17 protein-coding genes are annotated in these 15,849 nt (G+C 67.9%); 9 read left to right on the forward strand and 8 right to left on the reverse strand.

Annotated elements, in window-relative coordinates:
- Positions 1–178 precede the first annotated feature (178 nt).
- On the forward strand, positions 179–661 hold the full coding sequence (locus AB0L57_RS25295) for a gamma-glutamylcyclotransferase (RefSeq protein ID WP_364966831.1): 483 nt from the start codon (positions 179–181) through the stop codon (positions 659–661).
- 52 nt (positions 662–713) lie between these two features.
- Here the strand turns inward: AB0L57_RS25295 and AB0L57_RS25300 are convergent, their stop codons facing one another.
- The 4 genes from AB0L57_RS25300 to AB0L57_RS25315 all read right to left on the reverse strand — a co-directional run bounded on the left by AB0L57_RS25300 (position 714) and on the right by AB0L57_RS25315 (position 5,141).
- The gene (locus AB0L57_RS25300; protein ID WP_364967049.1) at positions 714–1,844 is read right to left on the reverse strand and encodes a M20 family metallopeptidase; all 1,131 of its coding nucleotides are present in this window, start codon (positions 1,842–1,844) and stop codon (positions 714–716) included.
- Positions 1,845–2,071: 227 nt separating this feature from the next.
- Positions 2,072–3,247 (reverse strand): M20 family metallopeptidase, encoded by a 1,176-nt coding sequence (locus AB0L57_RS25305; protein WP_364967052.1) that lies wholly within the window; start codon positions 3,245–3,247, stop codon positions 2,072–2,074.
- A 189-nt stretch (positions 3,248–3,436) separates the two neighbouring features.
- Positions 3,437–4,138 (reverse strand): enoyl-CoA hydratase-related protein, encoded by a 702-nt coding sequence (locus AB0L57_RS25310; RefSeq protein WP_364966833.1) that lies wholly within the window; start codon positions 4,136–4,138, stop codon positions 3,437–3,439.
- An 88-nt stretch (positions 4,139–4,226) separates the two neighbouring features.
- A complete protein-coding gene (locus AB0L57_RS25315) occupies positions 4,227–5,141 on the reverse strand; it encodes a ribonuclease Z (protein WP_364967055.1) in 915 nt (304 codons plus the stop codon).
- Between the two features lie 96 nt (positions 5,142–5,237).
- On the opposite strand from AB0L57_RS25315, the gene AB0L57_RS25320 reads away from it, so the two are divergent.
- The gene (locus AB0L57_RS25320; protein ID WP_364966836.1) at positions 5,238–6,017 is read left to right on the forward strand and encodes a purine-nucleoside phosphorylase; all 780 of its coding nucleotides are present in this window, start codon (positions 5,238–5,240) and stop codon (positions 6,015–6,017) included.
- Positions 6,018–6,026: 9 nt separating this feature from the next.
- Complete coding sequence (locus tag AB0L57_RS25325) at positions 6,027–7,586, forward strand: phospho-sugar mutase (protein WP_364966839.1); 1,560 nt, start codon at positions 6,027–6,029, stop codon at positions 7,584–7,586.
- An 11-nt stretch (positions 7,587–7,597) separates the two neighbouring features.
- Here AB0L57_RS25325 and upp read toward each other — a convergent pair whose 3' ends face one another.
- Positions 7,598–8,227, reverse strand: coding sequence for a uracil phosphoribosyltransferase (gene upp, locus AB0L57_RS25330; RefSeq protein WP_364966842.1), 630 nt, complete (start codon positions 8,225–8,227; stop codon positions 7,598–7,600).
- Positions 8,228–8,366: 139 nt separating this feature from the next.
- Between upp and AB0L57_RS25335 the strand changes: the two genes are divergently transcribed.
- The 5 genes from AB0L57_RS25335 to AB0L57_RS25355 are packed head-to-tail and all read left to right on the forward strand — an operon-like array spanning position 8,367 to position 11,842.
- Positions 8,367–8,693, forward strand: coding sequence for a type VII secretion target (locus AB0L57_RS25335; protein ID WP_364966845.1), 327 nt, complete (start codon positions 8,367–8,369; stop codon positions 8,691–8,693).
- Positions 8,690–9,832, forward strand: coding sequence for an NlpC/P60 family protein (locus tag AB0L57_RS25340; RefSeq protein ID WP_364966848.1), 1,143 nt, complete (start codon positions 8,690–8,692; stop codon positions 9,830–9,832). Before AB0L57_RS25335 ends, AB0L57_RS25340 begins: the two co-directional genes overlap by 4 nt.
- The gene (locus AB0L57_RS25345; RefSeq protein ID WP_364966851.1) at positions 9,829–10,179 is read left to right on the forward strand and encodes a hypothetical protein; all 351 of its coding nucleotides are present in this window, start codon (positions 9,829–9,831) and stop codon (positions 10,177–10,179) included. Before AB0L57_RS25340 ends, AB0L57_RS25345 begins: the two co-directional genes overlap by 4 nt.
- Positions 10,180–10,207: 28 nt before the next feature.
- Positions 10,208–10,540: a YbaB/EbfC family nucleoid-associated protein gene (locus AB0L57_RS25350; protein ID WP_364966853.1), complete on the forward strand. Its 333-nt coding sequence runs from the start codon at positions 10,208–10,210 to the stop codon at positions 10,538–10,540.
- A 33-nt stretch (positions 10,541–10,573) separates the two neighbouring features.
- Positions 10,574–11,842, forward strand: a complete 1,269-nt coding sequence (locus AB0L57_RS25355) for a primosomal protein (protein WP_364966855.1) — start codon at positions 10,574–10,576, stop codon at positions 11,840–11,842.
- A gap of 27 nt (positions 11,843–11,869) precedes the next feature.
- Here the strand turns inward: AB0L57_RS25355 and AB0L57_RS25360 are convergent, their stop codons facing one another.
- The 3 genes from AB0L57_RS25360 to AB0L57_RS25370 form a co-directional block, all read right to left on the reverse strand.
- Complete coding sequence (locus AB0L57_RS25360) at positions 11,870–12,964, reverse strand: adenosine deaminase (RefSeq protein ID WP_364966858.1); 1,095 nt, start codon at positions 12,962–12,964, stop codon at positions 11,870–11,872.
- 286 nt (positions 12,965–13,250) lie between these two features.
- Positions 13,251–14,543, reverse strand: a complete 1,293-nt coding sequence (locus AB0L57_RS25365) for a thymidine phosphorylase (RefSeq protein WP_364966860.1) — start codon at positions 14,541–14,543, stop codon at positions 13,251–13,253.
- A 170-nt stretch (positions 14,544–14,713) separates the two neighbouring features.
- Entirely contained in the window at positions 14,714–15,115 is a 402-nt protein-coding gene (locus AB0L57_RS25370) for a cytidine deaminase (protein WP_364966863.1), read from the reverse strand.
- Between the two features lie 332 nt (positions 15,116–15,447).
- On the opposite strand from AB0L57_RS25370, the gene sdhC reads away from it, so the two are divergent.
- Entirely contained in the window at positions 15,448–15,849 is a 402-nt protein-coding gene (gene sdhC / locus AB0L57_RS25375; RefSeq protein ID WP_364966866.1) for a succinate dehydrogenase, cytochrome b556 subunit, read from the forward strand.

Genomic DNA, 15,849 nt, shown 5'->3' on the forward strand with positions numbered 1-15,849 from the left:
CGGGATCTCCGGCACTGCCGTCAACGTTATCGGTCCTGATCCCCACAGTTTTGACCGCACCACGGGTGAGGTTGCGCGTGTCACCTTCTCGTCGATCGCCGGACATGTGCGGCCCTCGCCGGGCCCCGAACAGAGCCGGTTCGAAACAAGCAGTCCGTACATTCGATACTCTTGCCAGGTGCCGATATACGCCGCCTACGGATCCAATATGGACCCGGAGCAGATGCTCAAGCGCTGTCCGCACTCCCCCGTCTACGGAACGGGCTGGTTGGAGGGGTGGCGCCTGACCTTCGCCGGCGATGACATCGGCTGGGAGGGGCCGCTGGCGACAGTGGTCGAGGATCCCGGTTCCCGGGTGTTCGTCGTGCTCTACGACGTCTCCGCCGAGGACGAGGAGAGTCTCGATCGGTGGGAGGGTTCGGATTTCGGGATCCACAAGAAGATCCGCCTGCGGGTCTCGCCGAATTCGGGCACCGGAACCCAGCCGGTCCTGGCGTGGTTGTACGTACTGGATGCCTACGAGGGCGGACTGCCCTCGGCGCGCTATATCGGCGTGATCGCCGATGCGGCCGAAAAGGCCGGTGCCCCATCCGAATACGTGCACGCACTGCGTACCCGCAACAGCCGCAACGTGGGGCCGGGCACCTTCGGCTCGATGTAGCCGGTCGGCCCGCCGCGTACGGCGGGCCGACCACGGCCGGAAGACCTGCCGGTCAGCGTGCCTGTAGTACCAGATTGGTCATGACCCGGACCCCGGCGGCGAGTGCGCGCTCGTCGATATCGAAGGTCGGCTGGTGGATGTCGAGCTGCGGGCCCTCTCCCGACCACACGCCGAGACGAGCCATCGCGCCGGGCACCTCCTCGAGGTACCAGGAGAAATCCTCGCCACCACCGGACTGCGGGGTGTCCGACAGCGCGTCCGGGCCCAGGCCGAGAATCGCGTCCTCGAACATCCGGGTGCAGAATTCGTCGTTGACCACCGGGGGCACCCCGCGCTTGTAGTTCAGCTGATACCGCACGCCGGTCGGCGCGAGCAGGCCTTCGACGATCTCACGGACCATCGGCTCGAGCAGCGACCAGGTGGCGTGATCACCGGTACGGACGGTTCCGGTGAGCATGCCCGTCTGTGGAATGGCATTGGGCGCCTTGCCCGCCGATACCGCACCCCACACCATGACCGTGCTGGTCCGCGGATCGATACGACGACTCAGCAGACCGGGCAATCCGGTGATGACGGTGCCGATGGCGTAGACCAGATCGCTGGTGAGATGCGGTCGTGAGGTGTGCCCGCCCGGTGAGTCCAGTACCAGTTCGACGGTGTCGGCGGCGGAGGTGATGGCACCGACCCGTACGCCGATCCGGCCGGCCTCGAGCCGCGGATCACAGTGCAGTGCGAAGACTCGCGAAACATCGTCCATCGCGCCCGCGGCGACCATGTCGATGGCGCCGCCCGGCATGACCTCCTCCGCGTGCTGGAAGACCAGCCGCACGCCCACCGGGAGCTGGTCGAGTTCGGCCAGCGCGAGGCAGGTGCCGAGCAGGATCGCGGTGTGCGCGTCGTGACCGCAGGCATGCGACACACCGGGCACGGTCGAGGCGAAGGGACGGCCGGTGTACTCCTGCAGCGGCAGCGCATCCATGTCCGCGCGCAGCGCCAGCCGTGGACCGGATGGGCCGATATCGCAGATCAAGCCGTTTCCGGTGGGCAGTTTGCGCGGTTCCAGGCCGGCCTTGACCAGCCACGACTCGACGAATTCGGTGGTCGCGTGCTCGGCCCGGGACAGTTCCGGGTTGGCGTGGATGTGGCGCCGCCAGCCGATGAGGTCGTCACCGTGTTCGCGCAGCCAGGACTCGACGACGGCCTGCCCGGCCGCGACCTCGCTCTGCCGTCCGGTCGCGAGTCCGGTGTGGCGACAGGTGCCCGCGTCCGGGCCCGCCGCCGAACCGGACGGGCGCCCGGGCAGGCCCGTGGTCGTCGCCTGGTGGCTCGCCGCGGCGGGAACGCCGGTACTCGCGGAGTCACCCTCCGCGGCATCGTCCTCGCGGCCCGCCGGTGACCGGCCGATCGTGCTCACCGAATATCCTCCTGTCGCCGAATACTGCGCCCCAACAACCTGTCCCTGTGTAGTTGATCGCCCGCGATCCGGATCGCGGTCCGTGCCAGGGCACGTGCCCCGTCGATCACGGCGAGATCGGCCGACGGCGTCACGGCCGCCGCAGCGAATTCCCGCTGGTGTGTCACCGCGCCGTTGGCGTCGATACCGATCACCGGATGAATCCCGGGAATGGCGTTGGTGACATTGCCCATATCCGTACTGCCGAGCGGCCGCGCTGCCTCCAGCTCCGGCGCGAGCGGTATGCGACCCATACCGATGATCTGCTCGCGGTAGGCACACAGTAGTGCGGGGTCCGGTGTGAGCTCGGTATATGTGGGCGCCAGCGCCCGGATCTCATGAGTACATCCGGTTGCCAGCGCTCCCGCCTCGAAACAGGCCGAGGCGCGCTGTCGCAGATCGTCGAGGGATGCGGCGTCGTCTGCCCGCAGGTAGTACAGCAGTTCCGCAAAGCCGGGCACGATATTCGGGGCAACACCACCCGATTCGACTATACCGTGCAGTTGCTGGCCGGGCCGCAGATGCTGACGCAGCAGACCCAGCGCGACCTGCGCGACCGTGACGGCGTCACCGGCGTTGCGTCCGTATTCGGGCGCGGCGCTGGCATGGGCCTCACGGCCGTGGAAGGTGACCGACAGATCCGCCAGCGCCAGCGATCGCGCGGCCACGATGTCGAAGGGTCCCGGATGCACCATCATCGCCATCGCGACGCCGTCGAACACGCCGCGCTCGAGCATCAGGACCTTGCCGCCGCCGCTCTCCTCGGCCGGGGTACCGAACACCTTCACCGTGATCGCGCATCGATCGGCCACCGCGGCCAGCGCCAGCGCCGCCCCCACGGCGGACGCGGCGATGATGTTGTGCCCGCAGGCATGTCCGATCTCGGGCAGCGCGTCGTATTCGGCACAGATGCCCACCACCAGTTCACCGCTGCCGTAGGTGGCGACGAAGGCGGTGTCGAGGTCGGCGACCGGGGTCTCGATGTGGAACCCGCGAGCCCGCAGCGGGATCAGCGTCTTGTGCACGCTGCGGAACTCGTTGAACGCGAGCTCCGGTTCGGCGTGGATGGCATGGGAGAGCTCGATCAGCTCCGGTTCGGCGGCCGACAACGCATCGTCGGCCGCCGCGATCAGCGCGGGATCGGGCGCGGTGGCCCGGTCCGCGTCCTCGGTTCCGGACGTATCGGCACCGAGGCCGTCCGCACGCACACAACCGCCGCCCGTGGGCCGATTCCCGGACTGGCGGCTCCAGCTGCGATCGTCCCCGCTGCGTGGCATGGCATCCAGTCTCGCACTGAACGCCCCGCGATGATCATCGGGTTGTCAGCTGCCGAAGGCGAGGTTCTCCGGAGTGGTCGGGGTGGTCAACCCGGCCAGCGCCCGCGCGTGCAGGGCGCGCTTGATGACCGGCAGATTCGGCTTGCGGTTACCCGCCAGCGCGGCGGCGCGCGCGACCGCGTCGGCCAGTACCCGGTCGGCGTCGGCCTGCTGATCGACGATTCCGGCGGCGAGGGCGTCGGCGGCGCCGTAGCGGCGGCCGGTGGTCATGGCATCGAGTGCGACCTGATTGGTCAGCCGCTCGGTGACCAGCGCGTTCATCGCCACCGTGAACGGCATGCCCAGATGCACCTCCGGCAGGCACCAGTAACCGCGATCGGCGCGCATCACCCGGAAATCCTGCGAGGTGGCGAGCATGGCACCGGCACCGAAGGCATGTCCGTTCAGCGCGGCGACCGTCGGCATACCGAAGGTCAGCAACCGGCTGAACATCGAATGCACCCGGTCCAGATACCAGTGCATCCGGTCCATGTTCGCGAACAGCCAGTCGGTGTCGAGGCCGTTGCTGAAGAACTTCCCGGTCGCCACCGTCACCAGCGCGGCCTGTCCCTCGGCGGCCTCGACCTGATCCAGCCGGTCGTGGAATTCGTCGATCCAGTCGGGATGGAAGCGGTTCTCGCTGTCGGTCTGTCCCTCGTTGCCGAGGTAGAGCACGAATACGTCCCCGTCACGGTCCAAGTACGGCATAGGCAGAGAATATGCAGGGAGAAATGGAGTGCGACACCGCACCCCCACCGAAGTTACCGACGAGTCGGGTTGCGCAGCGACGGCCGGCTCACCGGCGAGCGGGAACCGGTACCCGCATCAGATCCTCGGCGATGACCAGATCCCCGTCGAAATAGCGCCGCGCCTCGTCGTGATGTCCCGCCAGATCGCCGTATCGCTGGGAGAAGTGCGTCAGGACCAGCGTCCGCACCCCGGCCGCCGCGGCGACCTTCGCGGCCTGCCCGGCGGTGAGATGACCGAAGTCGTGCGCCAGCTGCGTTTCCGCCTCCAGGAAGGTCGACTCGATCACGAGCATATCGGCGCCCTCGGCCAATTCCTCCACGCCCGAACACATCCGGGTGTCCATGACGAACGCGAAACGTTGTCCGGGCCGGGCGGCCGACACCTGGTCCACGGTGATCGTCCGGCCGTCGTCGGTTCGCACCGAACCCGCACGCTGCAACCGCCCGATCGCGGGTCCGGCCACACCGAATTCGGCCAGCCGGTCCGGCAGGAACCGATGCCCGTCGGGTTCGATGAGGCGGTAGCCGAAGGTGTCGACACGGTGGGCCAGCCGTACCGCCTCGAACGCGAAGGGCGCCTCCGCCAGGGCCACCGGACCGTCGGCCGTGACGGGATGCTCACGCAGACCGGCGAAATCGGGTACGACACCGCGCAGATGCGCGAGCAGCTCCGCACCCGACCCCGGAAAGCAGATGTCGACCGGATGCGTGACCTGATCCAGATTCAGTCGCGCCAGCACACCGGGCAGGCCCAGGCAGTGGTCACCGTGGAAGTGGGTCAGGCAGATACGGGTGATGCCACCGGCCGAGACCCCCGCGTACAACATCTGGCGCTGGGTACCCTCGCCCGGATCGAAGAGCAGTCCGTCACCATCCCAGCGCAGCAGATATCCGTTGTGATTGCGCCGGCGGGTCGGGACCTGGCTGGCAGTACCGAGGACCACGAGTTCGCGCACAGGCACCATCCTGCCCCCGACCCCGGCCCGCGCGCGCGGCGGCCGACGAATGCGTCCGGCGCGCGGCACCCGGCACGCCCCCGCGCGCACTATCGTGGGCGCATGCTTGCCGAACAGGCCGCCGAGGCGATCGCCACACGTACGGAAGTACCTCACCACCGGGTCGCGGTGATCCTCGGATCCGGCTGGCAATCCGCCGCCGCCGAGATCGCGACCCCGCGGACATCGATCCCGATGGGCGAGATCCCGGGATTCGAGCCACCGACGGCCCAGGGGCATCAGGGCATCGTGCATTCGGTGACGGTCGGCGAGACGCCGGTCCTGCTGATGATGGGACGCCAGCATCTCTACGAGGGCTACGAACCACAGCGGGTCGTCCACGCGGTCCACACCGCGGCCGCGGCGGGCGCGGAGACGGTGGTCCTCACCAATGCCGCGGGCGGGATCCGCGACGGTATGCGGGTGGGCGATCCGGTACTGATCGCCGACCACCTCAATCTGACCGGGCACACGCCGCTGACCGGCGCCACCTTCGTCAATCTGGTCGATGCCTGGGATCCCGGATTGCGCACGCTGGCAACCGAAGTCGACCCTTCGCTGACCGAGGGGGTGTACGCCGGGCTGCACGGGCCACAGTACGAGACCCCCGCGGAGATCCGCATGCTGCGCGGTATGGGCGCGGACCTGGTGGGCATGTCGACCGTGCTGGAGGCGATCGCGGCACGGTCGCTGGGATTGCGTCTGCTGGGCATCTCGCTGGTCACCAACCTCGCCGCCGGCGTGACCGGTGCACCGCTGTCGCATCAGGAGGTGCTGGCCGAAGGACAGGCCGCGGCACCGAGATTGGGCAAACTGCTGCGCGGCGTGCTGGAGCGGATGTAGGCAGGCGACATGTTGCGATTCGGGACAGCGGGTCTGCGCGGCCCGATGACGGACGGCCCCGACGGGATGAACACCGGCACGGTGGCACGCGCGAGTGCCGGTGTGGCCGAATGGCTTCGGGGTCGCTGCCTAGGTGGCGGGCTGGTGCTGGTGGGGCGCGACGCGCGGCACGGCTCGGCGGAATTCGCCGCCGTCACCGCGGAAGTCTTCGCGGCCGCCGGATTCTCGGTCCTGGCCCTGCCGCGGCCGTTACCCACACCGGTACTCGCCTTCGCGGTGCGGGAACTGGGCGCGGTGGCCGGGGTGCAGATCACCGCCTCGCACAATCCGGCCACCGACAACGGTTACAAGCTCTATCTCGACGGCGGCTCCCAGCTGATTCCGCCCGCGGACCAGGAGATCGAGCGCTGCATCGACGCGGTCACCGAACCGATCGCCCGCACCGCGCCCGCCGCCCCGTCACCCTCGCTGCTGTCGTTGCCCGGTGACGCCGGTCCCGCCGAACTCGGCGAGGAACTGCTGCATCGCTATCTGACTCGCGCGGCCGCGATTCCTTCGATCGTCGGCGGCCCCGCCGACGATCGAATCATCGCCCGGCGCAGGCGGATACGAATCGCGCTCACCCCGATGCACGGTGTGGGCGGCGAGACCGCGGTGGCGGCCCTGGCCGCGGCGGGCTTCCCCGATGTGCACGTGGTGGCCGAACAATTCGATCCGGATCCGGACTTCCCGACGGTCTCGTTTCCCAATCCCGAGGAACCCGGTGCGGCGGATCTGCTGCTGAAACTCGCGGAGGAGGCCGACGCCGATCTCGCCGTCGCCCTCGACCCGGACGCCGATCGCTGCGCCCTGGCGGTACGCGGGCCGCGGGGATGGCGGATGCTGCGCGGCGACGAAACCGGCGTCCTGCTGGCCGATTACGTACTGCGGCACGCGGAACCCGACGCCCTGGTCGCCACGACCGTGGTGTCCTCGCGGCTGCTCGGCGCACTGGCTGCCGCCCGGGGCGCCCGGTACGCCGAAACGCTCACCGGTTTCAAATGGCTCGCGCGTGCCGGAGACGGCCTGGTCTACGCCTACGAGGAGGCCATCGGCCACTGCGTGGACCCGGCGGCGGTGCGCGACAAGGACGGCATCACCGCCGCGGTGGCCGCCGCGGATCTCACCGCGCGCCTGGCGGAGGCGGGCAGCGACCTGACCGAGACCCTCGACGGATACGCGGTCGAATTCGGCCTGCACGCCGGTGATCAGGTGTCGCTGCGGCTGGCGGATTCCGCCGCCGCGGCGCAAGTCGTTGCCCGCCTGCGCGACACACCACCGGATCGGATCGCCGGCGTGCCGGTGACGAGTACCGATCTGTCGACAGCTCGCGGCCGGATGCGCACCGACGCGCTGATCTTCGACGGCGGCGGGCAGCGGATCGTGATCCGGCCCTCCGGTACCGAACCCAAGCTCAAATGCTATCTGGAGGTCGTGGTACCGGTCCCGGGACCCGAGCGGCTCGCCGAAGCGAAACAGCTTGCCGCGCAACGGCTTTCGGAGCTACGCGAATTCTGCGAGCGATTGTGACCGGGTGACCGTCAGCCCTGTCTCGGGCCGAACTGACGGTCGCCCGCATCGCCCAGTCCGGGCACGATGAAGGCATCGTCGTTGAGCCGGTCATCGACGGCCGCGGTCACCAGCCGCACCGGGAATCCCGAATTCTCCAGTGCGGCTATGCCCTCCGGCGCGGCCACCACGCAGACCGAGGTGATATCGGTGGCGCCACGGTCGACCAGCAGACTCAGCGTGTGGCACATGGAGCCGCCGGTCGCCAGCATGGGGTCGAGGACGAATACCGGCAACCCGGACAGATCGGCCGGAAGCGATTCCATGTACGGCACCGGCCGATGGGTGCGCTCGTCGCGCGCCATGCCGACGAAACCCACCCGGGATTCCGGTATCAGCGCGCTGGCGGCGTCGACCATGCCGAGTCCGGCCCGCAGCACCGGCACCAGCAGCGGCGGCTGCGCCAGCCTGGCCCCCTGGGTCCTCGCCACCGGAGTATCGATATCGAAGGTTCGGAGCGGGACTTCACGTAATGCCTCGTAGACGAGGAATCCGGTCAGGTCGGCCAGTGCGGCCCGGAAACCTGCGTTCGGAGTGCGGGCATCGCGCATGGTCGTCAGCAGGGTCGCCGTCAGCGGGTGATCCACGATATGCGTACGCATGAAGGAACGATAAGGTCTGTCGGGGTTCGGGATCGGAACCGAAGGCAGATTTCCGCAATCGGAGAGGGAACCGTTGCGCGGAGGCATGCGTCGAACTACTCGGATGACGTAATCTGCCACCAGACCAGCACGATGGGGGATGTTGATGCACAAGATCTCGGTCGACACCGAGGGCGTCGCCGCCTACGGTGCCACAGCAACGGGCCTGGCCGGTGACATGGGCTTCGCCGCCGCGCACGCCGCCGGTGCGGACCCACTCCTACTCGGACCGATCATGGGGCTGATCGGGGGTGATTTCGTCGCCACCTACGCCGCAGCCCACGCCGGACACGTCGCGGGGATCAGTCAATTGGGCGCCGTGATGGGCAGTATGGGTGCCGCCGCCGCGGGCGCCGCGACCACCTATTCCGGCACCGATGCCGAAGGTGCTGCCGGACTGGGGGCCATCGAGGGCGAACTCGCATGACCGGCGTGATCGACCTGGACGTACTCGCCAAGCCGCTCATCGACCTGCTCACCAGTTTCGGCTCGGGAGTACTGCCCGCCGACGGTCCCGCCGATGCGCTGCGGCAGGTGTCCACCCACCTCGACGGTGTCCACCAGGCCGGCAGCTCGAGCATCAATCAGATGACCAACGCCTGGAACGGCCGCGGCGGGGACGCCGCGATGGACAAGGCGATGAAGGTACAGACCTCGGCCGCCTCGATCTCCGACCGCGGCAACGACATGGCCGATGTGGTCAGCCAGGCCGCGACGTCGGTGCAGACCGGCCAGAAGGAACTCGACGGGATCGTGCAGTCGTTCGTCGGCTCGGTCCAGGCGCTCGGTCCCGCGGTGACCACGCCGCCCGGGCTGGTCACCGTGGTGAACTCCGCGATCGACCATTTCGGCCAGGCACTGGGTGTGGTCGGGCGGGTGCGTACCGAACTCGACACCCACACCGCGTCCATGTCGGAGCTCACCCCGCCGCCGTCCACCCCGTCGGTGGCCGGTACTCCGGTGGCGCCCGCCGCCGCGGCCGCGGCGCCGATGGTGAGTACCGGTGTGCAGCAGGCCTCCTCCATGATGAGCGGGCTGATGTCCACCGGCGGCTCGATGATGGGCAGTATGACCAGCCCGGCCAGCATGGCCACCTCGTCGAAGTCGCACTCCGGCGGGAAGACTCCCGGCGCGAACCAGCCCGGTGCCGACAAACCCGGCAAGCACGGCGGCGTCATGATCACCCTGCCCGACGGCAGTCAGGTCGAGGCTCCCAACCAGAAGGCCGCCACCGCGGTCAAATCGGCGATCAGCGCGTGCGGCACGCCGTATGTCTGGGGCGGCAACACCCCGGGCTCGGGCCTCGACTGCAGCGGCCTGACCAAATGGGCCTACGGCGAAGCCGGTGTGGACCTACCGCGGCTGGCCTGTGATCAGAGCCAGGGCGCGACACCGGTCAGCCCCGGCGATGTGGAGCCGGGCGACCTGGCCATCTGGGACGGTCACGTCGCGATGGTCGTCGGCAACGGACAGATGGTCGAGGCCGGCGATCCGGTACAGATCGACTCGATTCGAACGGAGAACATGGGAATGGCGTTCCACGGGTTCTACAGGCCGACTTCATGAGCCGGCCGCAGCAACAGCAGATCCCGAGCGTCACGGTCGCCGCCAGCGCCAATCGCGCAGGCACCATCAGTGTGCGAGCCACCGATCAGGGCATCCCGGTGGAGATCAAGTTCGAACGCAGCGAATATCGTTACGGCGCACAGGCTCTGGCCACCGAAATCCTGCGCCTGACCAAGCGGTCGGCCATCGTCGCGAAGGCTCGTCGGCGCGAACTGCTCGCCGAATCCGGAATGCCTCCCGAGATCCTGGCGAAGCTCGGCCTGCCCACCCGGCAGGAAGCCGTCGACGAACTCGACCGCATGGACGACGAGGACACCGGCCCCACCAGCTGGATGAGGCCCGTATGAGCGTTGCATCTACCGGAAGGCAGGCACTGTGAGCGCGGAAATGGATGCGCTCGTCGCCGCGGCGACGGACAAGCTGGAGGCCCTCGAGGCCGCGCTCTACAACCTCAAGAACGTCCGGGGGCGTTTCACCTCCGAGGACGGCTCGGTCGGCGTCGAGGTCGACAGCGACGGCGCCATGGTCGGGCTCACCCTCTCGGAGAACGTGACCTCCCAATCGCCCGCCGAAGTGGGCCAGCTGATCATCTGGGCCTGCCAGCAGGCGGCCCAGAATGCGGGCGAACAGCGCTCGGAAGTGGTCTCCACGCTGAATTCGGCCTTCACCGCGCCCGAATCGGGAAACGTTGCGGGGCGGGCCGAATAGTGCCACACGCTACGGCTCGATAGGCTTTCGGTCATGGCTTCTGGAGACATCGTCCCGATCGAGCTCGGTCTCACCGACGGCGATCTGGTCACCCTGTGGGCACCACGCTGGCGCGACGGTGACGACGAGTGGGAGGCATTCCTCGGGCACGAGGACAAGCTGTACGGGTTCGATACGCCCGCGGAGCTGGCCGCGTTCATTCGTACCGACGACGACAACGACCTCGTCGACCATCCGTCCTGGAAGGTCATCGTCGGATTGTCGGCAGCCCAGCTGGAGCCGCACGAGGAGCATGTCTTCGACCTCGTCGGGGTGCCCGAACTCGCGGCCGGCGAGCCCGACCCGGACAACCTCGCCGAGCTCGAGGAAACCCTCGAGATGGTCCGCACCATCGGTGAGGTGTGCGAACTCGAGGTCGTGACGAAGTTCTTCGGCTCGCATCCGATCCTCGGCGCCCTGCCGGCCGGTGTGACGGCCTTCGTGGGCCGCGAGGGTGAGCAGCTCTGGGACCAGGTCGGCAACGCGATCGCCAAGGACTGGGACCAGGTCATCGACGCCATCGATTCGGTGGTCGCCTCGCCGGACGTGGACGCCGAGGCGCTCGCCGTCGCCGAGGCCGAGATGCTGGCGGCCGAGGAGAACGTCGTCGACGCCGAGGACGCGGTCGACACCGACGACGACGATATCGAGCAGGTCGATCTCGACGAGGACGACACCGAGGACGAAGACAGCGAAGACGAAGACGACGAGGACGAGACGTTCTGGAACGAGGTCGGTATCGACCCCGTCAAGATCGTCACCTCCGAGGGCGAATTCTTCACGCTGCGTTGCTATCTCGACGACGAGCCGGTCTTCCTGGGCAAGGAGGGCAACATCACCGTCTTCGGATCCGAGCGCGCTCTGGCCCGCTATCTGGCCGACGATCACGATCACGATCTGGCCCGCGTCAGCACCTATGGCGAGGTGCGGACAGCGGCCGTGGACGGCTCGCTCGAGGTCGAGGTCACCGAGGAGAACATCTACGTACTGCCGGGCCTGGCCGACGACCTCGGCCAGGGACCCAAATCCGTCGATCTCGACCAGCTCGACCTGGCGGTCGAATTGTTCACCGACGCAGCCGATTACGTGGGCGACGACGGCGTCGAGCAGGCATTGGCGAAGTCGACGCCGCTGGGCTGGTACGTGTCCTATCTGCTGGAGCCGGACCCGAGCCGGATGGCCCCGAGCCCGCCGTTCACCGCGGAAGCGGAGGGCTGGCGGGGCCTCGAGCAGGCATTCGAGAGCCGGCTGCAGCGCGAATAGGCGCCGTACCCGGACCGGGCGCGCGGCCTATCCGATCAGAACCGCGTAGCCCGGTTTGATCACCTCGTCGATGATGCGCAGCCGGTCCGGGAACGGGATGAACGCCGATTTCATGGCGTTGATGGTGAACCGTTCCAGATCGCTCCAGCCGTAGCCGAAGGTGTCGGCCAGCTTCAGCATCTCCCGGCTCATGTCGGTATCGCTCATGAGCCGGTTGTCGGTGTTGACCGTGACCCGGAACCGCAGCCGGGCCAGCAGATCGAACGGGTGCTTGTCCAGTGCGGGCACCGCACCGGTCTGCACATTGGACGAGGGACACAGCTCCAGCGGAATCCGTTTGTCGCGAACATAATTCGCCACCAGCCCGAGAGTGGGCTCGGCACCGCCGTTGTCGAAGATGTCGTCGGTGATGCGCACCCCGTGCCCGAGCCGGTCACATCCGCAGAAGGCCAGTGCCTCGTGGATCGAGGGCAGGCCGAAGGCTTCGCCGGCATGGATGGTGAACTGCGCGCAGTTGGCCCGCATGTACTCGAAGGCGTCCAGATGGCGCGAGGGCGGATAGCCCGCCTCGGCGCCGGCGATATCGAATCCCCCCACCCCGCGATCCCGGAAACGCACCGTCAGTTCGGCGATCTCGCGGGAGCGGGCGGCGTGGCGCATGGCGGTGAGCAAGCACGTCACCCGAATCGGGGTGCCGGCCTCGGCGGCGAGCCGTTCACCTTCCCGGAAACCGGCCAGCGTGTACTCGACGACCTCGTCGAGGGTCAGGTCACGGTCGAGATGCTGTTCGGGCGCGAACCGGACCTCCGCGTACACCACACCGTCGGCGGCGAGGTCGAGGGCACATTCGCGGGCTACCCGGCGCAGCCCCTCGGGCGTCTGCATGACCGCCACGGTATGAGCGAAGGTTTCCAGATATCGTTCCAGCGATCCGCTGTCGGCCGCCTCGCGGAACCAGCGGCCCAGCGATTCGGCGTCGTCGGCCGGTAGCTCGTCGTATCCGCATTCCGCGGCCAGCTCCAGCACGGTCGCGGGGCGCAGGCCACCGTCGAGGTGGTCGTGCAACACGGCCTTGGGGGCCTGGCGGATCGAGGCGAGAGTCAAAGGCATCGGTCCAGTCATGTAACGACGCTATCGGCATTCGCGGCTTCGCGCAGGCGACTTTCCCGGTGTGCATGCAATCGCCGGAAAGTCGTTGCCCCGGTGTGGCCCGCATGTTGCTCGGTCACATCGCGCTCGCCGGAAAGACGCGGGCACATCGGCCGGCCGGAGAGCGATCCGCCGGGCGCGACACCGCCGTCCGGTACCGGACGGCGCATGGGCGGCCGGACGACGTGCGGGGCGACCATATCCGGGGTGCGGAACGCCGCGAGCGAGGCAGCAGGCGAGCCTCAGCGGACAGGCGGCCTCAATCGCCGATGCGATCGAGGATCACGGGCATCACGGGCGGCGGTTCGGACCCGATGTCGTACCCGTCGCGCAGCACCGCCACGGCTGCCGGAACGAGCGATTCGTCATCGGAGTGCACGGTGAACAGAGCGTCGCCCCGCGTCACCGATTCCCCCGGCTTGCGATGCATTTCGATTCCGGCTCCGTATTGCACCGGGTCACCCTGGCGAGCGCGACCGGCGCCGAGCCGCCAGGCCGCGAGGCCGACCGCGAGTGCGTCGAGCCGGGTGAGTACACCGGTTTCCTGTGCCACAACGGTTTCGGCGTGCCGGGCGCGCGGCAGCGGCGCGGCGGGATCACCACCCTGCGCACCGATCATCGCGCGCCAGTGGTCCATGGCGCGGCCGCCGGACAGCACATCGGCCGGATCGACATCACGAATTCCCGCTTGCGTCACCATTTCCCGCGCCAATGCGACGGTGAGATCGACGACATCCGCCGGCCCTCCCCCGGCCAGCACCTCCACCGCCTCGGCGACCTCGAGGGCATTACCGGCCGTCCGGCCGAGCGGGGTGTCCATCGCGGTCAGCAGGGCGACCGTCCGCACCCCGGCGTCGGCCCCCAATTCGACCATCGCCGTGGCCAGTTCGGTGGCGTCGCCGAGTTTCTTCATGAATGCGCCACTGCCGACCTTGACGTCGAGTACCAGCGCACCGGTACCCTCCGCGATCTTCTTGCTCATGATCGAACTCGCGATCAGCGGGACCGATTCCACCGTCCCGGTGACATCGCGCAGGGCATACAGGCGTTTGTCGGCGGGTGCGAGATCGGCACCGGCCGCGCAGATCACGGCCCCGATTTCCGGATCGGCGAGGATCTCGCGCATCGGCCCGGGCGCGAGGTCGGCCTTCCAGCCCGGAATGGACTCGAGTTTGTCCAGGGTGCCGCCGGTGTGCCCCAGCCCACGCCCGGACAGCTGCGGTACGGCCGCACCACACGCGGCCACCAGCGGTGCGAGCGGCAGCGTGATCTTGTCGCCGACCCCGCCGGTGGAGTGCTTGTCCACGGTGGGCCGCGGCAGATCGGTGAAATCCATCCGCTGCCCCGACGCGATCATCGCCGCGGTCCACCGCGACAGCTCGCGCCGATCCATGCCCCGCCAGACGATCGCCATCGCCAGCGCCGCCATCTGTTCATCCGCGACCGCGCCGCGGGTGAAAGCGTCGATCACCCAGTCGATCTGATCGTCGCCGAGGGCCGCACCATCGCGTTTGGCCGCGATCACCGACACCGCCGAATGCGCCTGCGTCATTTCGGAAATCCTTCCAGATCACCGCGGCCGAGGCGGCCCGGCCGAGTATGTCGGTGGTCCGCGATACGGTCGCGCTATCACCGGGGGTCACGGGAGGGATGGTCATGGATGCGCGAACCGAATCGGGCCGCAACTACCGGGAATTCGACGAATGGGTGCGGAAATTCACATCATTGCCGGCCGACAGCCAGGTCGTCGGGGCCGAAGGCATCGGGCAGCAAACTCGCCAGCGCGACCGGGCCGGCGCGGTGGTCGATACGCAGATCCGGGCCGCCGTGCTCGTAGAGCACCTGCCGGCAGCGCCCGCACGGCATCAGAACAGCGCCGCGCGAGTCGCATACGGAAATCGCCAGCAACCGGCCACCACCCGAAGAACAAAAGTTACCGACGAGTACAGTTTCAGCACAGAGACCGAGGCCGTATGAGACATTTTCCACATTGCAGCCGCTCACAATTCGCCCGTCGAGAGTGAGAGCAGCGGCACCCACCGGAAACTCCGAGTAGGGCGCATACGCATTGCGCATAACATGAAATGCGTTGCTGCGCAGGGAATTCCAATCAATTTCTGGCATAACGGACCTCCACTCGAACAGCCGATATGACAGCGTAGAAATGGCGTCGCGAGGTAGTCAAAGATTCAGGCAAGGCAAACCTAACTCACTGATCAGAAGGTCAACGCGCGGCACGCCGAATTAGTTCCGCGAATCGCCGGGGATTAGAGTTCTCCACAGATCGGTCCAGGTTTGGCAGCGCACCGCCGGCCATCGCCTCCGGATGTCAGCGCACGATTTGAGCTGGTGTTTCTCCAGATTCAGTGGCTCAGCGGCGTACGCCGGGTCTGCGACCGGATCCGACTGCCGGCTCGCCGGCGTGTCCATCAACGACGTTGGAGGCACCGCACTCTATGACGACCACACTGGAAGCTCCGGCTCAGCCGAAGCGGAAGACTCTGTACCGCGGCGACCCTGGAATGTGGTCCTGGGCGATGCACCGGATCACCGGTGTCACGATCTTCTTCTTCCTGTTCGTCCACGTACTCGACACCGCTCTGGTGCGAGTCAGCCCGGACACCTACGACCGGGCGATCGAGACCTACAAGAACCCGATCGTGGCCCTCATGGAGATGGGCCTGGTCGTCTGCGTGCTGTTCCACGCGCTCAACGGCATCCGCGTGATCCTGGTCGACTTCTGGTCCAAGGGCCCCAAGTACCAGCGCCTGATGCTGTGGATCGTGCTCGCGATCTGGATCGTGGTGTCCGCCGTCGGCGTCGGCCGCCAGTTCTTCTACCTGCTGACGGAGCACTGA

Origin of the sequence: Nocardia sp. NPDC052254 (assembly GCF_040679495.1) — a bacterium.
Lineage (GTDB): Bacteria > Actinomycetota > Actinomycetes > Mycobacteriales > Mycobacteriaceae > Nocardia.

What these genes read in the sequence shown, in the direction of transcription:
- sdhC (WP_364966866.1), top strand. Translation starts at nt 15,448, where the DNA reads ATGACGACCACACTGGAAGCTCCGGCTCAGCCGAAGCGGAAGACTCTG.
- AB0L57_RS25335 (WP_364966845.1), top strand. Translation starts at nt 8,367, where the DNA reads ATGTTGATGCACAAGATCTCGGTCGACACCGAGGGCGTCGCCGCCTAC.
- AB0L57_RS25325 (WP_364966839.1), top strand. Translation starts at nt 6,027, where the DNA reads ATGTTGCGATTCGGGACAGCGGGTCTGCGCGGCCCGATGACGGACGGC.
- upp (WP_364966842.1), bottom strand. Translation starts at nt 8,227, where the DNA reads ATGCGTACGCATATCGTGGATCACCCGCTGACGGCGACCCTGCTGACG.
- AB0L57_RS25365 (WP_364966860.1), bottom strand. Translation starts at nt 14,543, where the DNA reads ATGACGCAGGCGCATTCGGCGGTGTCGGTGATCGCGGCCAAACGCGAT.
- AB0L57_RS25345 (WP_364966851.1), top strand. Translation starts at nt 9,829, where the DNA reads ATGAGCCGGCCGCAGCAACAGCAGATCCCGAGCGTCACGGTCGCCGCC.
- AB0L57_RS25340 (WP_364966848.1), top strand. Translation starts at nt 8,690, where the DNA reads ATGACCGGCGTGATCGACCTGGACGTACTCGCCAAGCCGCTCATCGAC.
- AB0L57_RS25320 (WP_364966836.1), top strand. Translation starts at nt 5,238, where the DNA reads ATGCTTGCCGAACAGGCCGCCGAGGCGATCGCCACACGTACGGAAGTA.
- AB0L57_RS25310 (WP_364966833.1), bottom strand. Translation starts at nt 4,138, where the DNA reads ATGCCGTACTTGGACCGTGACGGGGACGTATTCGTGCTCTACCTCGGC.
- AB0L57_RS25355 (WP_364966855.1), top strand. Translation starts at nt 10,574, where the DNA reads ATGGCTTCTGGAGACATCGTCCCGATCGAGCTCGGTCTCACCGACGGC.
- AB0L57_RS25360 (WP_364966858.1), bottom strand. Translation starts at nt 12,964, where the DNA reads ATGACTGGACCGATGCCTTTGACTCTCGCCTCGATCCGCCAGGCCCCC.
- AB0L57_RS25370 (WP_364966863.1), bottom strand. Translation starts at nt 15,115, where the DNA reads ATGCCAGAAATTGATTGGAATTCCCTGCGCAGCAACGCATTTCATGTT.